Source organism: Dyadobacter sp. HNCC25DJ186 (assembly GCF_056895235.1).
Genome location: NZ_JBXHAS010000009.1, coordinates 190,512 through 207,610, shown reverse-complemented (window position 1 = coordinate 207,610; position 17,099 = coordinate 190,512). Strand labels below are relative to the sequence as shown.

Sequence of the window (17,099 nt, the reverse complement as noted above, 5' to 3'; positions counted from 1 at the left end):
TTTATTTGATCGATTTATTTGGAATATAGGATGTTTCCTGTTTACATTTACAGCATGAAAAAGCAAATCACAATTCTTTCTATTTCTTTCTGGTGGCGCACTACCTAACTCTGGTATTGTGAACGCTGGCTTTCCTGTTAGAATATTATTTTCTGATCTATACAAGGCTCTCTGTTCGCAGGGAGCTTTTTTTATATCTAATCCTTAATAAATTATGACGTATCAAGTTGACGAAAATGGATTTTACGGGCCTTATGGCGGAGCGTATGTGCCCGAAGTTTTGTATCCAAATGTAGAAGAATTAAGATTGAATTATCAGGTGATTCTGGACGATCCGGATTTTCAAAAAGAGCTCGGCCGGTTACTAAGTTTGTATGCCGGACGCGCTACGCCTCTTTATCCGTCTGTTTTTTTATCAGAGAAATATGGAGCAAATATTTTTTTGAAAAGGGAAGATCTTTGCCATTCCGGCTCACATAAAATCAACAATACACTTGGGCAGGTTTTGGTAGCAAAACGTCTCGGGAAAACGCGTATTGTTGCAGAAACCGGTGCCGGATCACACGGCGTAGCAACTGCGATGGCCTGTGCATTGCTCAAATTGCCATGTGTTGTTTATATGGGGGAAATGGATATGGTGAGACAAGCCCCCAATGTGGAGCGGATGAAACTTCTTGGAGCCGAAGTGATTCCGGCAAAAAGTGGAAGTAAAACGTTAAAGGATGCGACAAACGAGGCTTTTCGGGACTGGATCAATAACCCGGATGATACCTTTTATGTGATCGGTTCGGTGGTCGGGCCGCACCCATATCCTGACATGGTGGCTAAGCTTCAATCGGTGATCAGTAGGGAATTGCTGGATCAGGTCCCCGCACTGACTGGTCAAAATTTGCCTGATTATGTCATCGCTTGTGTCGGGGGTGGGAGTAATGCTGCTGGCTCTTTTTATTTTTTTCTGGATCATTCGGAAGTAAAACTTATAGCGGCCGAAGCGGCCGGGAAAGGTTTGGATTCAGGGTTTTCGGCAGCTGCAACTTTGTTGGGAAAGGAAGGTATTCTGCACGGATCAAAAACGAAATTTATGCAAACTCCGGAAGGACAAGTCTCAGAAGCACACTCCGTATCCGCCGGTCTCGACTATCCCGGTATTGGTCCGTTACATGCTTATCTGCATGATTGCGAAAGGGTAAAATTTCTTCCGGTGACTGATGATCAGGCCCTGGATGCAGGCATTATGTTAAGTAAAAACGAAGGGATAATTCCGGCAATCGAGTCGGCTCATGCACTTGCAGCACTCGAACAGCTGGATTTGAATTTAACAGATGTCGTGGTGATATGTCTTTCAGGGCGTGGTGACAAAGACCTGGAAACATACATTAATTATTCAACTGCTAAAAATTAATTCTATGAACAATCTGACTGAAAATCGGCTTAGCAAGGTTTTTAAAAATAATAAGAAAAAGATAAGTATTTACCTCACGGCCGGATATCCAAACCTGACGGATACGGTTAAAATACTTGAAATTCTGGAAAAGGCTGGTGTTGATTTTGTAGAAATTGGTATACCATTTTCGGATTCTGTCATGGATGGACCTGTTATATTGAACAGTCATAAAAAGGCTCTGGAAAACGGTATGACACTGGATATTCTTTTTGAACAACTGGAAAGAATTCGGGAGGATGTTTCCATTCCCATAGTTTTGATGGGATCTATGAATCCGGTTTACCAGTATGGTTTTAAGAATTTCTGCAAAAGATGCGCCGAGGTTGGTGTTGACGGATTGCTGCTGCCGGATCTTCCTTTGTCAGATTTCAACCAGTACTATCAGGACCTTTATCGACAAAATAAGCTTGCACCGATTTTTATGATTAGCCCTAAGACAAGCTCCGCACGGCTGGCAGCGATTGATGAAGCCGGAGCGGGTTTTTTGTATGCTGTTTCCAGCAGTTCAACAACAGGCTCTTCAACTAAAATGGCAGATAATATTGGTTATTTTGAGAGACTCAGAAATCTGAAATTAAAAAATCCTGTTGCAGTTGGGTTTAATATTAATAAAAAACCTGATGTCCGGATTGTTCATCAATACGCCGATGCAGCCATCATTGGCTCTGCGTTCGTCAAAGAAATTGAATATAAAATTGACGAAGACCGCATCAATAGTTTTATCGATAGACTTCGAAATTGACATACCTGCCGCTTTCAGATCCGGGACATTGTTTAAGCTTTCTTTTTTGAAAGAGAAGAAAGCCATAGATATCCCAATAATCCGGATAGAAGTGATCCTGCTAAAATTGAAAACTTGGCTTCTGCCAGGATCAATTGAGCACCTGGAAAGGATAACAAGGCGATAAAAACGGACATAGTAAAACCGATTCCTCCTAACATCCCAAGGCCTAAGATATGTTTCCAGGATGCTTTTTTCGGAATTTGTCCAACACCAGATTTTACTGCCAGCCATGAAAAGACAAAAATTCCAAGCGGTTTTCCTACAACCAGGCCAAGGATAATACCTAGTCCAAGCATGGTGGTTAAGCCGCCGATCATTTCAGATTGAAAAGTGATGTTGGTATTCGATAAAGCGAAAAGGGGCATGATGATAAAATTGACCGGATTCACCAGAATATGTTCCAGTTTTTCCAGCGGAGATTCCTGTGCATCCGGGGTGGTTGGAATGGCGAAAGCCGTCAGTACGCCAGCGATAGTCGCGTGGACACCGGAGTGATGAATAAAATACCAGATGAATAGCCCTGGAATCAGGTACGCTGCAAGATTTTTGACGCCGGCTTTATTTAGTACCAGTAGGAATAAAAATATGCCTCCGGCATATCCCAGATAAGCAAAATGGATGTCGGAGGAATAGAAAATGGCAATCACCAGAATGGCGATAAGATCATCAACAATAGCCAAGGCGGCCAGGAAAATTTTTAGCGAGGCAGGTACTTTTTTGCCTAACATGGTGATGATGGCAATGGCAAAAGCGATATCAGTTGCCATGGGAATACCCCAGCCAGCATGCGTTTCGGTGCCTTTATTGAGAAGGAAATAAATTGTCGCGGGAGCAATCACGCCTCCAAGAGCGGCCAGAATAGGCAGAGATGCTTTTTTGAACGAAGATAGCTCTCCTTCAATAAGTTCGCGTTTAATTTCAAGGCCGACCAGTAGGAAAAAGATCGCCATCAGGCCGTCGTTAATCCAGAGTAATGTTGAATACCGGAGGTGAATTGATTCTGTATTAAACCCAATTTCGGTAGCCAGCAAATTTTCAAAGGATGGTCCAAGAGAGGTATTAGCAATAAGGAGCGAAATGAAAACGCAAGTGATCAGGATGATTCCACCAATTGATCCTGACCTTAAAAATTCTTTGAAGGAATTAAGATTTATAAGTTTTGCCATAATGCAAATCTAGCCTAAAATTTGTCGGAAGAGAACAAAAAAGCAATAATTTGCAGCCTGATAAATCTGGCGCATAACAAATCTATGACTGATTTCACATCTATCTCTTATCTGAGAAATGGTAATTTGAAACAAAGAACGGCCTATGAAATTCTAATCAGGTGTTGCATAATGGATATCTTGCAAGACTTTGATCCGATCGTCGTCGGTACGATTCCGATCGGGATCGATATTGATGGTAGCGACCTGGATATCATTTGTTTCTGGCAGGATCAACATTTCTTTAATCGGAAACTTGCTGACAACTTTATGATATTTGAAGCTTTTCAGATTCGTATTGTTACCATAAATAGTGAATTAACAACCATTGCGAATTTTCATATTGACCACCTTGAATTTGAGATTTTTGGACAAAATGTTCCATCTAAAAGTCAGTTTGGGTATCGGCACATGCTTGTTGAAAATAAACTATTACTGGAAAGGGGAGAGGATTTCAGGCAAGAAATTATCAATTTGAAACAACAGGGGTATAAAACAGAACCAGCTTTTGCAAAAGTGCTCGGGATGGAAGGGGATCCATATCAGGCACTTTTGAAACTGGAAATGGCCTGTCCTTAGATGAACAATATTTCAAACAGATTTTTAGCGGTTTGTAGATATTAATAACACCGGTTTAGTTATTCCTTTTCGACATTTTCAAGAAACGGTTAATCAGGAATACTGATGCAAGGGTCAGACCAATGATCAATCCAAGCCATATACCCGGCGCACCCATGTCGAAATGAAATGCGAGAATATAGCCAGTCGGTAAACCGATTACCCAATAAGCTATGGCGATCAGAATAGTCGGCGCCTTTACGTCTTTTATTCCACGCAAAAGTCCTGCACTGATTGCCTGTGTACTGTCTGAAATCTGAAAAATTGCCGCAAAGATTAATAAATAAGCTGCCAGGTCGAGAACCTGGACATTATCGTTGAACGCTTTCGGCAACTGATACCGGAAAACGGCAAAGGCGATTGCGCAAAATGTTCCATAGATCAGCGCCGTAATCATGGTGCTTTTTCCAATAACTGCAATTTTTGGCCAGTTAGCCTGTCCCATCGCATTACTAACCCGTATAGAGCCTGCCTGTGCCAATCCCATAGAAACCATAAAAGTAAATGACGCGCTGCTCAGCGCGATCTGATGTGCTGCCTGCGCGACCGCTCCGATGGTTCCGATGATGATCCCCGAAACGGCAAAGGCACCGGCTTCCATACCAATCTGTAAACTGCTGGGAACGCCGATATGAAGCAATTCACCCAGCGTTTTTGTGCGAAGTTTCCACTGGTTTTTACGAATAGCGATGTATTTGCTAAAAGTTTTATGTTTTAAAATAGTGATCGCAAGAGCCACAAATATGAATGAACGCGTGATCAGTGTGGCATAACCTGCACCGATCAATTCCAGACGTGGAAATCCCCAGTTCCCATAAATCAGCAACCAGTTTAAAAGAATGTTGACCGGCATTCCGGCCAAAGACAGCAGCATGGCCGTTTTAGTAAATTCAAGCCCGTCTGTAAATTGTTTGAGCGTCATAAACAACAGCATAGGAATGATAGACAAGCCCATGAGCTGCATAAAAGGAAGGGCAAGAGTCACAACCTCAGGGTCCTGGCCGAGGTGAAACAGTATATTTTTTCCAAAAACAAGGGTTAGAGAGATCAGCAATGCAGTCAATGCACAAAGACAGAATCCATTGAAAAGATAGTGTGAAACCTGTTGCGCATCACGTTTTCCATGTGCCAGCGAAACCATCTGGGAAACGGAAATGGTCATGCCGATACCAATCACGAAAGGGATGTTCATCGTGTTGACAACCAGCGCAGCAGCGGCAAGTTGCTTGTAGCTTATTGCACCCACCATCGCCGTGTCGATCAGGTGTAACGCCATTTGGGCAAGTTCACCGATGATTATAGGTAATGCTAAACGTATTGTTTTTGAAGCTTCACTTTTCATAAGATTTGCAATCCACTCTTAAAAAGATGCAAAGTTATGGAAGTTTGAAAAAAGGCAGGCAGAGAAACAAAAAGTAATTAAAATATAATTTCATGCCCGGTTCTTGAAAATTTTGAAGTTTTTAGTATCAGTATATATTTGGATCATATCTTGAATAAAAACAATTTTCTTATGCTAGTTTTCGCTGATTTACTGCAAATTTATTTTTTTGTGCACCGGTCGAAAAAATGTACCATCGGCAGTTCTGAGCCAAAGCCATTTTTCGACCCAGGCAACCTATTTAAAATTGGTATTATGAGTTGCAGCGTGGAATTCAGATGTGATTTGTAAAACAAATATTACTTAGTAGCATAGATAGCTGTTATTGAGGTAGTATCTGTGAATATAATCCACAGTTTTTTCTCAGATCACACTGATAGTTAGCGAATTCCACATGAACACAGGCCATAGTAACCTGAATGATGTATTTAATTTCTGGTATGATTATTTAATTTTCCAAGGAAACCTGATTAATCATCGCAAATCAAATTCGTTATGGTACAACTACTTAAATATTCGGATATATTAGGACCTTATTTTTTCATGATTCTTGTGATATTTACCTTCGCAAGTGCGGTATGGCTAATTTCAGGATTGAGGAAAAGTTCTACCGATAACCAGTGGTTTGTAAAACGTACTAAAAAAAACTACAAAAGAATAGTTGTTCACTGATTTGCACATATCTTCTGGCATCACGCAATACATGACCGGAGGATTATTAACGGAGTATTATCAATTGTTATGGTGTCGTGTGATTTCCGAGACGTGCGATCTTGATAATCTATAAAAAATTACAGTTTCAATTGTTGTGCTACCAGCGGCTTCTCCATAGTCGCTTTTTTTGTGATCAATCCTTGTGTCGTAGGTATAAAAAAACATCCCGTAGGCAATACCCGGGGATGTCTGATTTTACTCAACGTTATGAGAACCATTTAACTGGTTTTCAGTTTCAAAGCTAACTCATTTTTTGCAAAATCACCAGCATTTTTTGTAGAATACAATTACGTAAACCCGGAAAAATAAGTCAAATGAAGAAGAAACTATGAAAATTTATATTGATACTTATTTAACTTTTAGAAGTAATTTTATAGTATAAATTCGTCTCATTTATATTTTTATACACTTAATTGTATCAGGTATTTTAGTGATTTGGACAGGACCAAATTGCTTATCGGTGAATGGGAAGAATTAACCGATATTTCTCGTAAATCTTCAACTACAAATAGTTCAAAATTCTTCGGGGTAATGTTTTGGTAAAATAGCGCAGAAAATACATTTTTGTCCAGCAATTTTAATATTTGTGTTTTCGAAAATAATTTAAAAAAGTATTAAGATTTCTCTAATTCGGCCGGTTTTATGCAACGTTTAAAGTCACAGCTTCGATGAATTTTTGCAAATCACTTGTAGAATACCGCTCCTTTTTCAATTGCTCAAACTCAGCGTGGATGGGTAACATCTTATTATATTTGGATAGGGCGCTGTTTGTATGTGATTTTAATTCTCTTCCTTTATATTCCAGATATTCGTCCATACGGTCAACCAGATACGACATCATGTAATAGTGCATGCCGCCGTTGACATCAAAACCTTCAAACTCCAGACTGCCCAAGTCAAGCAATTCTCGGTCTTCGTCGGTCAGATACCGGATTGACTCATTAATCCTGCTGTACATTTTTAAAATATTTTCGACTTCCTGGTATGTGCTAATTGGCACCTCCTCATAAAGTGTATTAAAAACTTTCTGATAAAGCCCTGTATAGCCCTTTTCCAAAATTTCAATTCTCCTTTCGTACAACGCCTTTTCCTGAGCGTCACCGAACGCAGATAAAATTTTGCACTGATTAATTAATAATTGTCGCTCCACGAGTGATATGGTCTCGGGAATCCTATTATTTTGCTTTTCAGAATCCATTAAGAACGTCGATAAGTTGATAGATAGTGGAAGTAAACTGCAAAAGTAAATGGTTTTGGCAATCCAAAAAATTAGGGAAGGGATGCTTTTCAGGAATAATACTCCTTATCAGCAAGGGTATGTACGGCAGAAGAAACAAAGAATCTATTGACTTCCTGACAGATTCTGAAATCATTTTTACCACTGACATCGATTCATTTGACACAAAAAATGAACGGACGGATACCCACAAATATGAAATCTTATGCAGATATTTGAGAAAAGAAACCGATTTTGAAAACATTAATTTAAAACCAAATCTGACCCTTAAATGAATTATGCTGTCATATTGGACGCGGTTGAAAACTTTGTTAAGTCAGGAAATTACAAAAATAATTCATTCGGATTACCATACCATAATGTCAGGCACACGGAAGATGTTGTCGCCAATGCCTCAAAACTCGCAGGAAATTACAAGTTAGATGAAAGGGATTTTTTTGTAGTTATTGCAGCTTCATGGTTTCATGATTGTGGCTACGATACTGGCGGAGCTTCCGGTCATGAAAAAAGAGGCGCTAAAATTGCTGCGTCTTTTTTGACAGAACTTACCGTTGAGCCGGAAGTTAGTATGGCTATCGAAGGATGTATCATGGCCACGCATATTCCCCAATCTCCCAAAAATTTACTTGAAGAGATCGTTTGTGATGCAGATTTATATGATTTGGGTACTGATGAATTTTCAGGAAACAGCAAGTTACTTCGCAAAGAAGCTGAGCTGGAATCGTGTGAGAAAATAGATAAGAATGCCTGGCGAATGAAGACGATTAAGTTTCTCGAATCACATCAATACCATACCGATTTCAGTAGAAATTTGTTAGAAAGCGGAAAGCAGGGAAATCTTGAAAAACTGAAAAGGAAACTGCTTAAAGAGGGGAGTTCCCAATTTGATCCGCCCACTCTTGAATTGCAGAAAGAAAACTCCAATGAGACTATGAAAGTAGAAATAAAAAGAGCAGAGGAGGAAAATGAAAAAAACAAGAAGGTGAAGAATGACAGACCGGACAAAGGTATCGAAACGATGTTCCGGATTAGTTCAGGAAATCATCAGCGGTTGAGTGATATGGCAGATAACAAAGCGAATATCATGATTACGACAAATTCGATCATTATTTCTGTCCTGTTGAGTGTCCTGCTTCGAAAGCTGGAAGATAATTCAAATTTAATCGTGCCGACTTTGATGCTGTTGACGGTTTGCGTAACGACCATGGTTTTCTCCATTTTGTCGACACGGCCATCAGTCCCGCCTGGAACTTTCACAAAAGAAGACATTGAGAATAAAAAAGTGAACCTGCTCTTTTTTGGTAACTTTTATCGGATGCCTTATGAAGATTTTGCAGGTGGTATGCAGGCGATGATGAATGATCGTGAATTTCTATATGGCAGTCTGACCAAAGATCTTTACTCGCAGGGCATTATTTTGGGTAAGAAATATCGGCTTTTACGCACCGGTTACAATATTTTCATGTTTGGCATAGTAATCTCCGTGATTGCTTTTGTGATCAGTTCGGTGTTTCTCGGATCCTAATTTTTCTTACGCATGAGTGCTTATTTTTTTGCAGACCGGGATATCAGCTGGCTTTCTTTTAATGAACGGGTTTTGGAGGAGGCAGGAAAAGCATCTGTTCCTTTAAATGAAAGGATCAAATTTCTGTCAATATTTTCTTCAAACCTGGATGAATTTTACCGCGTCCGGATGCCCGCTCTTCTGGCGTTGAAAAAAATGGACAAGGAGAAAACCGGCCTGACAGTATACAAAAAAGCGGTTCAGATTATAAATCGTCAGCAGGAAGAGTTTGGAAAGATTTTTAACGAGGCCGTTTTGCCCGGTTTGACCAGCCATTGTTTTAAGTTGTTTTACAACGAAAACATTCCGGAGAAGTTAGAGGAACAAACCAACTATTATTTTTTTACCCAGGTCGCTGGCTTTTTGCAGCCGATCGCCATTAAAAAGAATACGGATTTTTTTCTCGAAAATAACCAGCTTTACCAGGCCGTTGTTGTTCAATATGCTTCGAGTGATGAGCAGTTATTTCTGATCAATATTCCGACAAACAACTTGCCGCGTTTTTACAAAATTTCACAGGAAGACGGCGATTATATTGTTTTTCTGGAAGATGTAATTCGCCAGAATTTACAGCATCTCTTTCCGTCGGCTGTAATTATTGGTTCGTACAATATTAAAATTACCAGAGATGCCGAGTTGGATCTTCGTGATGAATATGGAGATATGGCATCTAAAATTGAAAAACAGCTTCGGAAGCGGGATTTTGGTTTTGCCACCAGATTCCTGTACGAGCCGGGTATGCCTTTGAGTCATTTGCAGGAAATGGTCGAGATATTTAATCTTCAAAAGGCATCCGTTGTTGAAGGAGGAAAACATCATAATCTCAAAGATCTGGCGCAGCTTCCTGTTCCTAATACGGCACTTTCCTATAAACCCTGGCCCGCTGTCCAGCGTATCAAATCTTCGGAAATTAGCGAAACATTGTTTCATTCAATTGAGAAAACAGACAGGGTTGTCCATGCGCCTTATCAGTCGTATGATACCATAATTCGTTTTTTTAACGAGGCTGCAATTGATACTTCTGTGGAGCGGATTTACACGACGATGTACCGGGTAGCAAGTGATTCCCGCATTGGTTATGCGCTGATCAGTGCCGCAAAAAATGGAAAAAAGGTTTCTGTTTTAGTTGAATTAAAAGCGCGTTTCGACGAGGCGAACAATATCCGCTGGGCAAAAAAAATGAAAGCTGCCGGAGTGAAAATTATTTACAGCAGCAACCTGCTGAAAGTTCATGCGAAGATCGCGCTTGTGAAAAGGAAGAATCAGAACGCCCCATACCTTGGACTTTTGGCGACAGGCAATTTGAATGAAAGCACCGCACGTTTCTACACAGATCACATTTTGCTAACTGCCCATCAACCCATGTTGGCCGAGATGGAAGTGCTTTTTGATTTTTTGAGGAAACGAAAAGGCAAGGCAACGCAACCAATTCTTTTCCAGCATTTGCTTGTTGCGCAGTTCAATTTGCAGACCCGCTTTCTGGAATTAATTGACAGAGAAATTGAAAATGCCAAACGTGGTTTGGCGGCTTCGATCACAGTAAAAATGAATAATCTGGAAGAAGAGGTTTTGATATCGAAACTCTATGATGCTTCGAATGCCGGTGTGAAAATCAGTCTTATTGTTCGCAGTATTTGCCGGTTGGTCCCGGGAATTCCCGGCCAGAGCGAAAATATTACGGTGAAAAGAATCGTAGACCGATATTTGGAACATGGCCGGATTTTCCTTTTTCATAACAATGGAAATGACGAGGTATTTATGGGATCGGCTGACTGGATGAACCGGAATATTTATCGAAGAATTGAAGTTTGTTTTCCGATCTATGATGAGGTTATAAGAAAACAGATGATAAACCTTCTCGCCATTCAATGGAAGGACAATGTACAGGCAGTATTGATTGATAAGGATCTGCATAACGTTTCGCTGAAAAACGGCAACGCCGGGCAGGTTAGGTCTCAGGAGGCGATTTATGAACTTTTATCCGCTGAAAATAAATAAAACAGACAGTTTTGTCTGTTTTAAAATATTAAAATGCTAGGTCAAAATATTATATTCCGGATCTTTTTTGTTTTTAGCTTTCTGTGTAAGGGTTGTAACTCCCCAGGCAGATAAATCAGATTTTTTTAGAGAACGAGACTTTGTTCTGTCAACATACCATGTCGGTAAGTATGCTGCCGCCGGTTTTTTTGATCTTAATCTATTTAGCGTTTAAACAGACAGTTCTGCGAATTATATAGGTTATTCTGAAACAAAAAAACAGGCCGCTGAAGAGAATATTCTGCGACCTGTTTAACTATTATTTAACCACAATTATCAACTTTTAATTTCGCCAGCCTCCGCCGAGTGATCGGTAAAGATCAACGTTTGCAGCAAGCTGCGCACGCTTGATCGCGACCAATTCCAGCTCGCTTTGAAGTACGTTGCTTTGTGCGGTAATCACTTCAAGATAATTTGCCATACCACTCTGGAAAAGCATTTTCGAATTTGATATTGCTTGCTGCAGCGTCCTGACCCGCGTGTCCGCGATGGTCTGTTGTTCTTTCAGTTTTTCAATTTTTACCAATGCATCCGATACTTCACCGACCGCATATAATACCGTTTGTCTGAATTCCATCACCGTTCTCTCGCGTTCTAATTTAGAAACTTCGAACTGCGTTTTTAACTGATTGCGTTGAAACAAAGGCTGGGTAAGTCCGCCGGCTGCGGCACCAAACAGAGAAGCAGGAATGTTAAACCAGTTCGATGCCTTAAAAGAATTGATACCTCCTGATGCTGTGATCGTGAGCGCCGGATACATATTCGCTTTCGCGATCCCGACGTTGGCATTGGCAACATCCAGAGCAAGTTCGGACCGCCGAATATCAGGGCGACGGTTTAAAATTGATGTCGGAACCCCAGTCGCCAATGTTTCAGGAAATGAAACCTGATCAAGTTTGAAATTTCTTTCAGTTCTGCCGGGCAAATCTCCTGCAAGGATGCTCAGCGCATTTTCCTGCAAAATTATGGCCTGCTGCAATTCAGGAATTAGTTTGGCAGCTGTCAGTTTTTGTGCTTCTGCTTGCTGGATTGCAAGTGAGGTTACCTGCCCGGAAGTAAACTGAAATCCAAAAATTCTTAGCGTACTGTCACTTAATGCCAGATTTTTTTCTGCGATACCAAGCTGTGCGTCCAGCATCAACAGGTTGTAGAAACCCTGAGAAACCATAGCAACCAAATTGGTTTGGATTGCGTTTTTTACCTCGATTGTCTGGAGGTATTCTGCCAGCGCCCGACCATTTCTGTTCTTAATTTTCCCCCAGATATCAGCTTCCCAGGATAGGCCGACACTGGCCGTGAAATCTTCAATGTGGGTTGTGTTCAAAAAAGAACTGGCACTTAATCCATTCAAACTGTTATCAGAAGGACGGTTCGAGCCGGCACTGATTTGAAGTCTGGCATCAGGGAAATAAGCCCATTTTGTCTGTTTGAACAATAGCTGCGATGCTTCAATATTTTTAAGCGCAATCTGCATATCATAGTTTTTCGCGATCGCGCTGTCAAGCAATTTTTGAAGCGAAGCGTCCGTGAAAAAGCTATCCAGCGGTAAATCTGCAATGCTTGCAGTATCTGTTGTCGCGACTGTATTTCTGAAAGTCTCTGGTAATGCAGCCTTAGGTGTTTCTACGTTTTTCGAAATTTTACATGCTGCCAGAGCAGTTAGCAAGACAAAAAACGCGAGTATATTAAAGTACTTTTTCATAATATAATTTAAATAGCTTCCGCCAATTCGCCGACTTCGTTTTTGACAACGGCAACAGGTTTTCCTGTCACCATTTCCTGTAAATATTGGAAGACGATAAACAGAACAGGAATGATAAATAATCCTAGAACAACGCCTGTGATCATACCACCCGCTGCTCCTATACTGATTGAATGATTGCCCTGAGCGGATGGTCCCGCTGCGGTCATCATGGGTATAAGTCCTACCACGAATGCTAACGAAGTCATAATGATCGGGCGAAGACGCAGTTTTGCAGCTTCAAGGGAAGCGAATAATAACGATTTTCCTGCTTTTCTTCGCTGAACGGCAAATTCTACAATTAAAATCGCATTTTTTGCCAACAGGCCGATCAGCATGATCAAGGCAACCTGGACATAAATGTTGTTTTCAATTCCTGTCAAACCAATCGCGGCAAACACACCGAAGATTCCGGTTGGGATGGATAAAATAACGGCGAAAGGAAGGATGTAACTTTCATACTGGGCTGAAAGAAGGAAGTATACGAAAACCAGACAAAGCATGAATACAACGACGGACTGGCCACCTGATGAGATTTCCTCCTTGGTCATACCCGAAAATTCATACTTAAATCCATTGGGCAGATTCTTTGCAGCAACTTCTTCAACAGCCTTAATCGCGTCCCCCGAACTAAATCCTGGTTTTGCTATTGCATTGATACCGATCGAGTTAAAAAGATTATAGCGGGAAGCATTTTCAGGGCCATATACCCGTTTCATTTTAACAAGCGTATTAATCGGAACCATTTGGCCCAACCTGTTTTTGACAAGCACCCCGTCCATGGAAGCGGGATCCGTCCGATCGGCGACATTTGCCTGAACCATAACACGGTAATATTTACCAAAACGGTTAAAATCTGATGCCTGTGCGCTACCGAAGTAGGCTTGCATGGTTTGCAGGATGTCTTTCACGTTGACGCTTAGCTGTTCTGCTTTCACTTCATCAACTTCCATTTCCAGCTGTGGATAATCTGCTCTGAATGCTGTAAATGCTACTGCGATCTCAGGGCGTTTCATCAATTCACCAATAAAACCATTGGCCACACCGCTGAATTTATCCAATGTTCCACCATTTCTATCCTGCAAAACAAAGTCGAGACCGTCAACATTACTGAACCCGGGAACAGTAGGGAAGGTAAAGACGAAGAAATTTGCTCCTTTAATCGCTCCAAGTTTTTGGCGTACCTCGTTCATAATTCCGTTGATGTCTTTTACTGAGCCACGTTCTTTAGCAGGTTTTAGCAAGACAAAAGCAACGGCTGATGATGGGCTGGAAGACTGCGTAAGAATATTAAACCCCGAAAGGCCCATCAACGTTTGTTTCGACTCCATCGATCCAAGAATGGTTTCCGCTCTGTGAACAACTTCTGTTGTGCGTTCCAGCGAAGCGCCAACCGGCATGGATAATGAAATCGCAATAAATCCCTGATCCTCAGAAGGTATAAAGCCGGTTTTTGTTTTAGTGACCATATAACCTGTTGCGATTGTAACCAAAGCCAATGCACCCAGACTTAGCCATCTGTAATGGATCAGGAAACGAAGACTGCTTACATAACGGTTTGTCAGTTTGTCGAAGGAGGCATTGAAACCCATGAAGAATTTCTCTTTGAAACTCTTTTTAACATACACTCCATTTTCATGATGTTTGTGTTCTTTCAGGAAAATGGCGCATAAGGCAGGGCTTAATGTCAACGCATTAACAGCTGAGATCACAATTGCGATGGCCAGTGTAAAGGCAAACTGACGATAAAAAACACCAGTTGAACCTTCAAGGAAACCAACCGGGAGAAACACAGCTGACATGATCAACGTGATCGAGATAATTGCGCCAGTGATTTCACTCATTGCAGATACTGTGGCTGCCTTGGGCGGCAATCCTTTTTTCTCCATTTTTAAATGAACGGCCTCGACGACGACAATGGCATCATCGACGACAATTCCTATGGCTAATACCAAAGCGAAAAGGGTAAGCAGGTTGATCGAGAAGCCAAAAAGTGACATGAAGAAGAATGTTCCTAAAATGGCAACGGGTACTGCGATCGCAGGGATAAGGGTTGAACGGAAATCTTGCAGGAAAATATAAACGACAATGAAAACCAGGATAAATGCTTCGAGCAAAGTGTGTTGAACCTGCTCAATGGACTGATCCAGAGAATCTTTGGTGTTATATAAAATCAGATATTTCATTCCTTTCGGGAAATCTTTTTCCGCTTTTTTCATCAGATCCTGAATCGCAATTTGAATTTCATTTGCGTTGGATCCGGCAAGCTGCATGGTCGCAATGTTCACACCTTGTTTTCCATTTACGCGGGTGAAATTCCCGTAAGTGTAAGAGCCGAACTCAACTTTTGCGACATCTTTCAGCCTCAAAATCGAACCATCTGCGTTCGAGCGGATGATGATATTTTCGTATTCCTCAGGTTTGTTCAGCTTCCCTTTATACTTAATTACGTATTCAAAGGATTCCTGGCTGTTTTCGCCGAATTTTCCTGGCGCAGCTTCCAGGTTTTTGTCTCTTATCGCGGCGATCACTTCATTTGGCGTCAGGTTGTAAGTCGCCAACTGGCTAGGTTTTAACCAGACACGCATCGAATAATCTTTATTTCCGCCAAAAATGATCGACTGACCGACACCTTTGATCCGTTTGATCTCAGGAATAATATTGATCTGCGCGTAGTTTGCGAGAAATGTCTGGTCATAAAGTGCTTCGTTTTCTGAATACAGGTCAACGACCATGAGCAAACTATTTTGTTGTTTGGCTGTTGTCACTCCTGCCTGAACAACCTCCGCCGGCAACTGGCTTGTCGCCTGGGAGACCCGGTTTTGAACATTAACCGCCGCCTGATCCGGGTCGGTTCCCAATTTAAAATAAACGGTGATCACCAAAGATCCGTCATTACTGGCGGTTGAGCTCATGTAGCTCATGTTTTCAACTCCGTTAATTGATTCTTCAAGCGAAGGAGCAACGGAACGAAGAACGGTTTCTGCATTCGCGCCAGGATAATTTGCAATAACCTGAACCGCCGGTGGTGCAATATCGGGGAACTGTTGCAGGGGTAAATTGGTCAGACCAAGTATCCCGAGTATCACCAGCAAAACGGAGATAACAGTGGCTAAGACAGGTCTGTCTATGAATTTCTTAAACATAACGATTCAATTTGGGTGTTTTTATTAATTCTGAGCGATCACCGGCTTAGTTTTTTCCGGCGTGATCACAGTGCCTTCCTGCAGGATGTCAAGTCCCGCTGATACGATCCGGTCGCCAGCTTTGACTCCGTCTTGAATCAGGTAATTGTTACCGCTTTTTCCAATAATCGTGATCGGTAATTTCTTCACTTTATTACCTTCCCCTACTGCATATACGAAGACTTTATCTTGCAGTTCCAGCGTAGCAGATTGCGGTACTAGCACTGCGGATTCATGCTGAAGGCTAAGTCTTACTTTTCCTGTATTTCCTGAACGAAGAAGTCCCTGAGCGTTCGCGAAAGTTGCGCGTAAAGTGATAGCCCCGGTGTTCTTGTCAAACTGTCCGTCGATCATGTCGACTTTTCCTTGTTTTGGATAGACAGTCTGGTCAGCAAGCAGCAAAGATATGGGTTCAAGGTTTTTCAATTTGTCATTCAGCGTTGCGCCATTATATTGTGCTTTGAACTTGATAAAATCGCCTTCTCCAAGTGAAAAGTATACGTGCACTTCCTGGACATCTGAAAGCTGCGTCAAAGGTTCAACGTCTGCGCGCGAAACGAGGCTTCCGTTTTTCTTAGGCAACCGTCCAATAAAACCACTCACAGGCGCTTTAATCGTGGTATACCCCACATTAATCTGCGCAGATCCAACGACAGCTTTCGCTTGTTCAGCATTCGCGATCGCCACGGCATTGGCTGCTTTGGCCGCTTTTAACTGAAAATCGGAGATCACTTTGTTTGCGACAAGCGGTGTTAATTTGTCAATTTCAAGCTGCGAATTAATGATTGAGGCCTGTGCCGCACTCAAATTCGCCTTGGCATTGTTCAATTGTTCGCGGTAGGGATTGTCGTTGATTTTGAACAAAGGCTGACCAGCTTTAACATACGCGCCTTCGTCAACAAAAACCTTGTCAAGGTATCCATCCACTTGCGGGCGAATTTCTACATTTACTTTTCCTTCAATAGAAGCGGGGTATTCCTGGTAGGTAGTTGCCTGTCCCGACGTGATTTCTACAACAGGTAACGTTGGTGGTGGCGGAGTTGTTGGTGCCTCCTGTTTTTGCGCGCATCCGTATAACAGGACAGCAACGCCTAAAATTAGATTTTTCATGAAAGTGTTATTAATAGTAATTAAGAGATGAAAACTTTGGGTTGTGTTTTCTTAACAATTTGCGGTGGTGATCCTATAA

Annotated in this window: 11 protein-coding genes; 5 read left to right on the top strand and 6 right to left on the bottom strand. The window is 41.6% G+C overall.

Annotated features, from left to right (window positions below):
• Nucleotides 1–214: 214 nt before the first annotated feature.
• Together trpB and trpA are read left to right on the top strand one after the other, a co-directional pair.
• On the top strand, nt 215–1,402 hold the full coding sequence (gene trpB / locus AC1XUO_RS23220) for a tryptophan synthase subunit beta (protein ID WP_483332225.1): 1,188 nt from the start codon (nt 215–217) through the stop codon (nt 1,400–1,402).
• Between the two features lie 4 nt (nt 1,403–1,406).
• On the top strand, nt 1,407–2,186 hold the full coding sequence (trpA, locus tag AC1XUO_RS23215; RefSeq protein ID WP_483332224.1) for a tryptophan synthase subunit alpha: 780 nt from the start codon (nt 1,407–1,409) through the stop codon (nt 2,184–2,186).
• A gap of 32 nt (nt 2,187–2,218) precedes the next feature.
• On the opposite strand, the gene nhaA is transcribed toward trpA, so the two are convergent.
• Nucleotides 2,219–3,394, bottom strand: coding sequence for a Na+/H+ antiporter NhaA (nhaA, locus tag AC1XUO_RS23210; RefSeq protein WP_483332223.1), 1,176 nt, complete (start codon nt 3,392–3,394; stop codon nt 2,219–2,221).
• 84 nt (nt 3,395–3,478) lie between these two features.
• Between nhaA and AC1XUO_RS23205 the strand changes: the two genes are divergently transcribed.
• Entirely contained in the window at nt 3,479–4,012 is a 534-nt protein-coding gene (locus AC1XUO_RS23205; RefSeq protein ID WP_483332222.1) for a DUF4269 domain-containing protein, read from the top strand.
• Between the two features lie 55 nt (nt 4,013–4,067).
• Here AC1XUO_RS23205 and AC1XUO_RS23200 read toward each other — a convergent pair whose 3' ends face one another.
• Both AC1XUO_RS23200 and AC1XUO_RS23195 read right to left on the bottom strand, forming a co-directional pair.
• Entirely contained in the window at nt 4,068–5,393 is a 1,326-nt protein-coding gene (locus AC1XUO_RS23200; protein ID WP_483332221.1) for an MATE family efflux transporter, read from the bottom strand.
• A 1,393-nt stretch (nt 5,394–6,786) separates the two neighbouring features.
• Nucleotides 6,787–7,344: a YfbU family protein gene (locus tag AC1XUO_RS23195; RefSeq protein ID WP_483332220.1), complete on the bottom strand. Its 558-nt coding sequence runs from the start codon at nt 7,342–7,344 to the stop codon at nt 6,787–6,789.
• A gap of 310 nt (nt 7,345–7,654) precedes the next feature.
• Here AC1XUO_RS23195 and AC1XUO_RS23190 point away from each other — a divergent pair, with 310 nt between their 5' ends.
• Together AC1XUO_RS23190 and ppk1 are read left to right on the top strand one after the other, a co-directional pair.
• Nucleotides 7,655–8,908 carry a Pycsar system effector family protein gene (locus AC1XUO_RS23190; protein WP_483332219.1) on the top strand — a complete coding sequence of 418 codons (1,254 nt, stop codon included), beginning with the start codon at nt 7,655–7,657 and terminating at the stop codon, nt 8,906–8,908.
• A gap of 12 nt (nt 8,909–8,920) precedes the next feature.
• Complete coding sequence (gene ppk1 / locus AC1XUO_RS23185; protein WP_483332218.1) at nt 8,921–10,945, top strand: polyphosphate kinase 1; 2,025 nt, start codon at nt 8,921–8,923, stop codon at nt 10,943–10,945.
• Nucleotides 10,946–11,267: 322 nt separating this feature from the next.
• On the opposite strand, the gene AC1XUO_RS23180 is transcribed toward ppk1, so the two are convergent.
• Genes AC1XUO_RS23180 through AC1XUO_RS23170 form a run of 3 tightly spaced genes read right to left on the bottom strand, consistent with a single transcriptional unit; the run spans nt 11,268 to nt 17,020 of the window.
• Nucleotides 11,268–12,686, bottom strand: a complete 1,419-nt coding sequence (locus AC1XUO_RS23180; RefSeq protein ID WP_483332217.1) for an efflux transporter outer membrane subunit — start codon at nt 12,684–12,686, stop codon at nt 11,268–11,270.
• Between the two features lie 8 nt (nt 12,687–12,694).
• Nucleotides 12,695–15,871 (bottom strand): efflux RND transporter permease subunit, encoded by a 3,177-nt coding sequence (locus tag AC1XUO_RS23175; RefSeq protein ID WP_483332216.1) that lies wholly within the window; start codon nt 15,869–15,871, stop codon nt 12,695–12,697.
• A gap of 24 nt (nt 15,872–15,895) precedes the next feature.
• Nucleotides 15,896–17,020: an efflux RND transporter periplasmic adaptor subunit gene (locus AC1XUO_RS23170; protein WP_483332215.1), complete on the bottom strand. Its 1,125-nt coding sequence runs from the start codon at nt 17,018–17,020 to the stop codon at nt 15,896–15,898.
• Nucleotides 17,021–17,099: the final 79 nt, after the last annotated feature.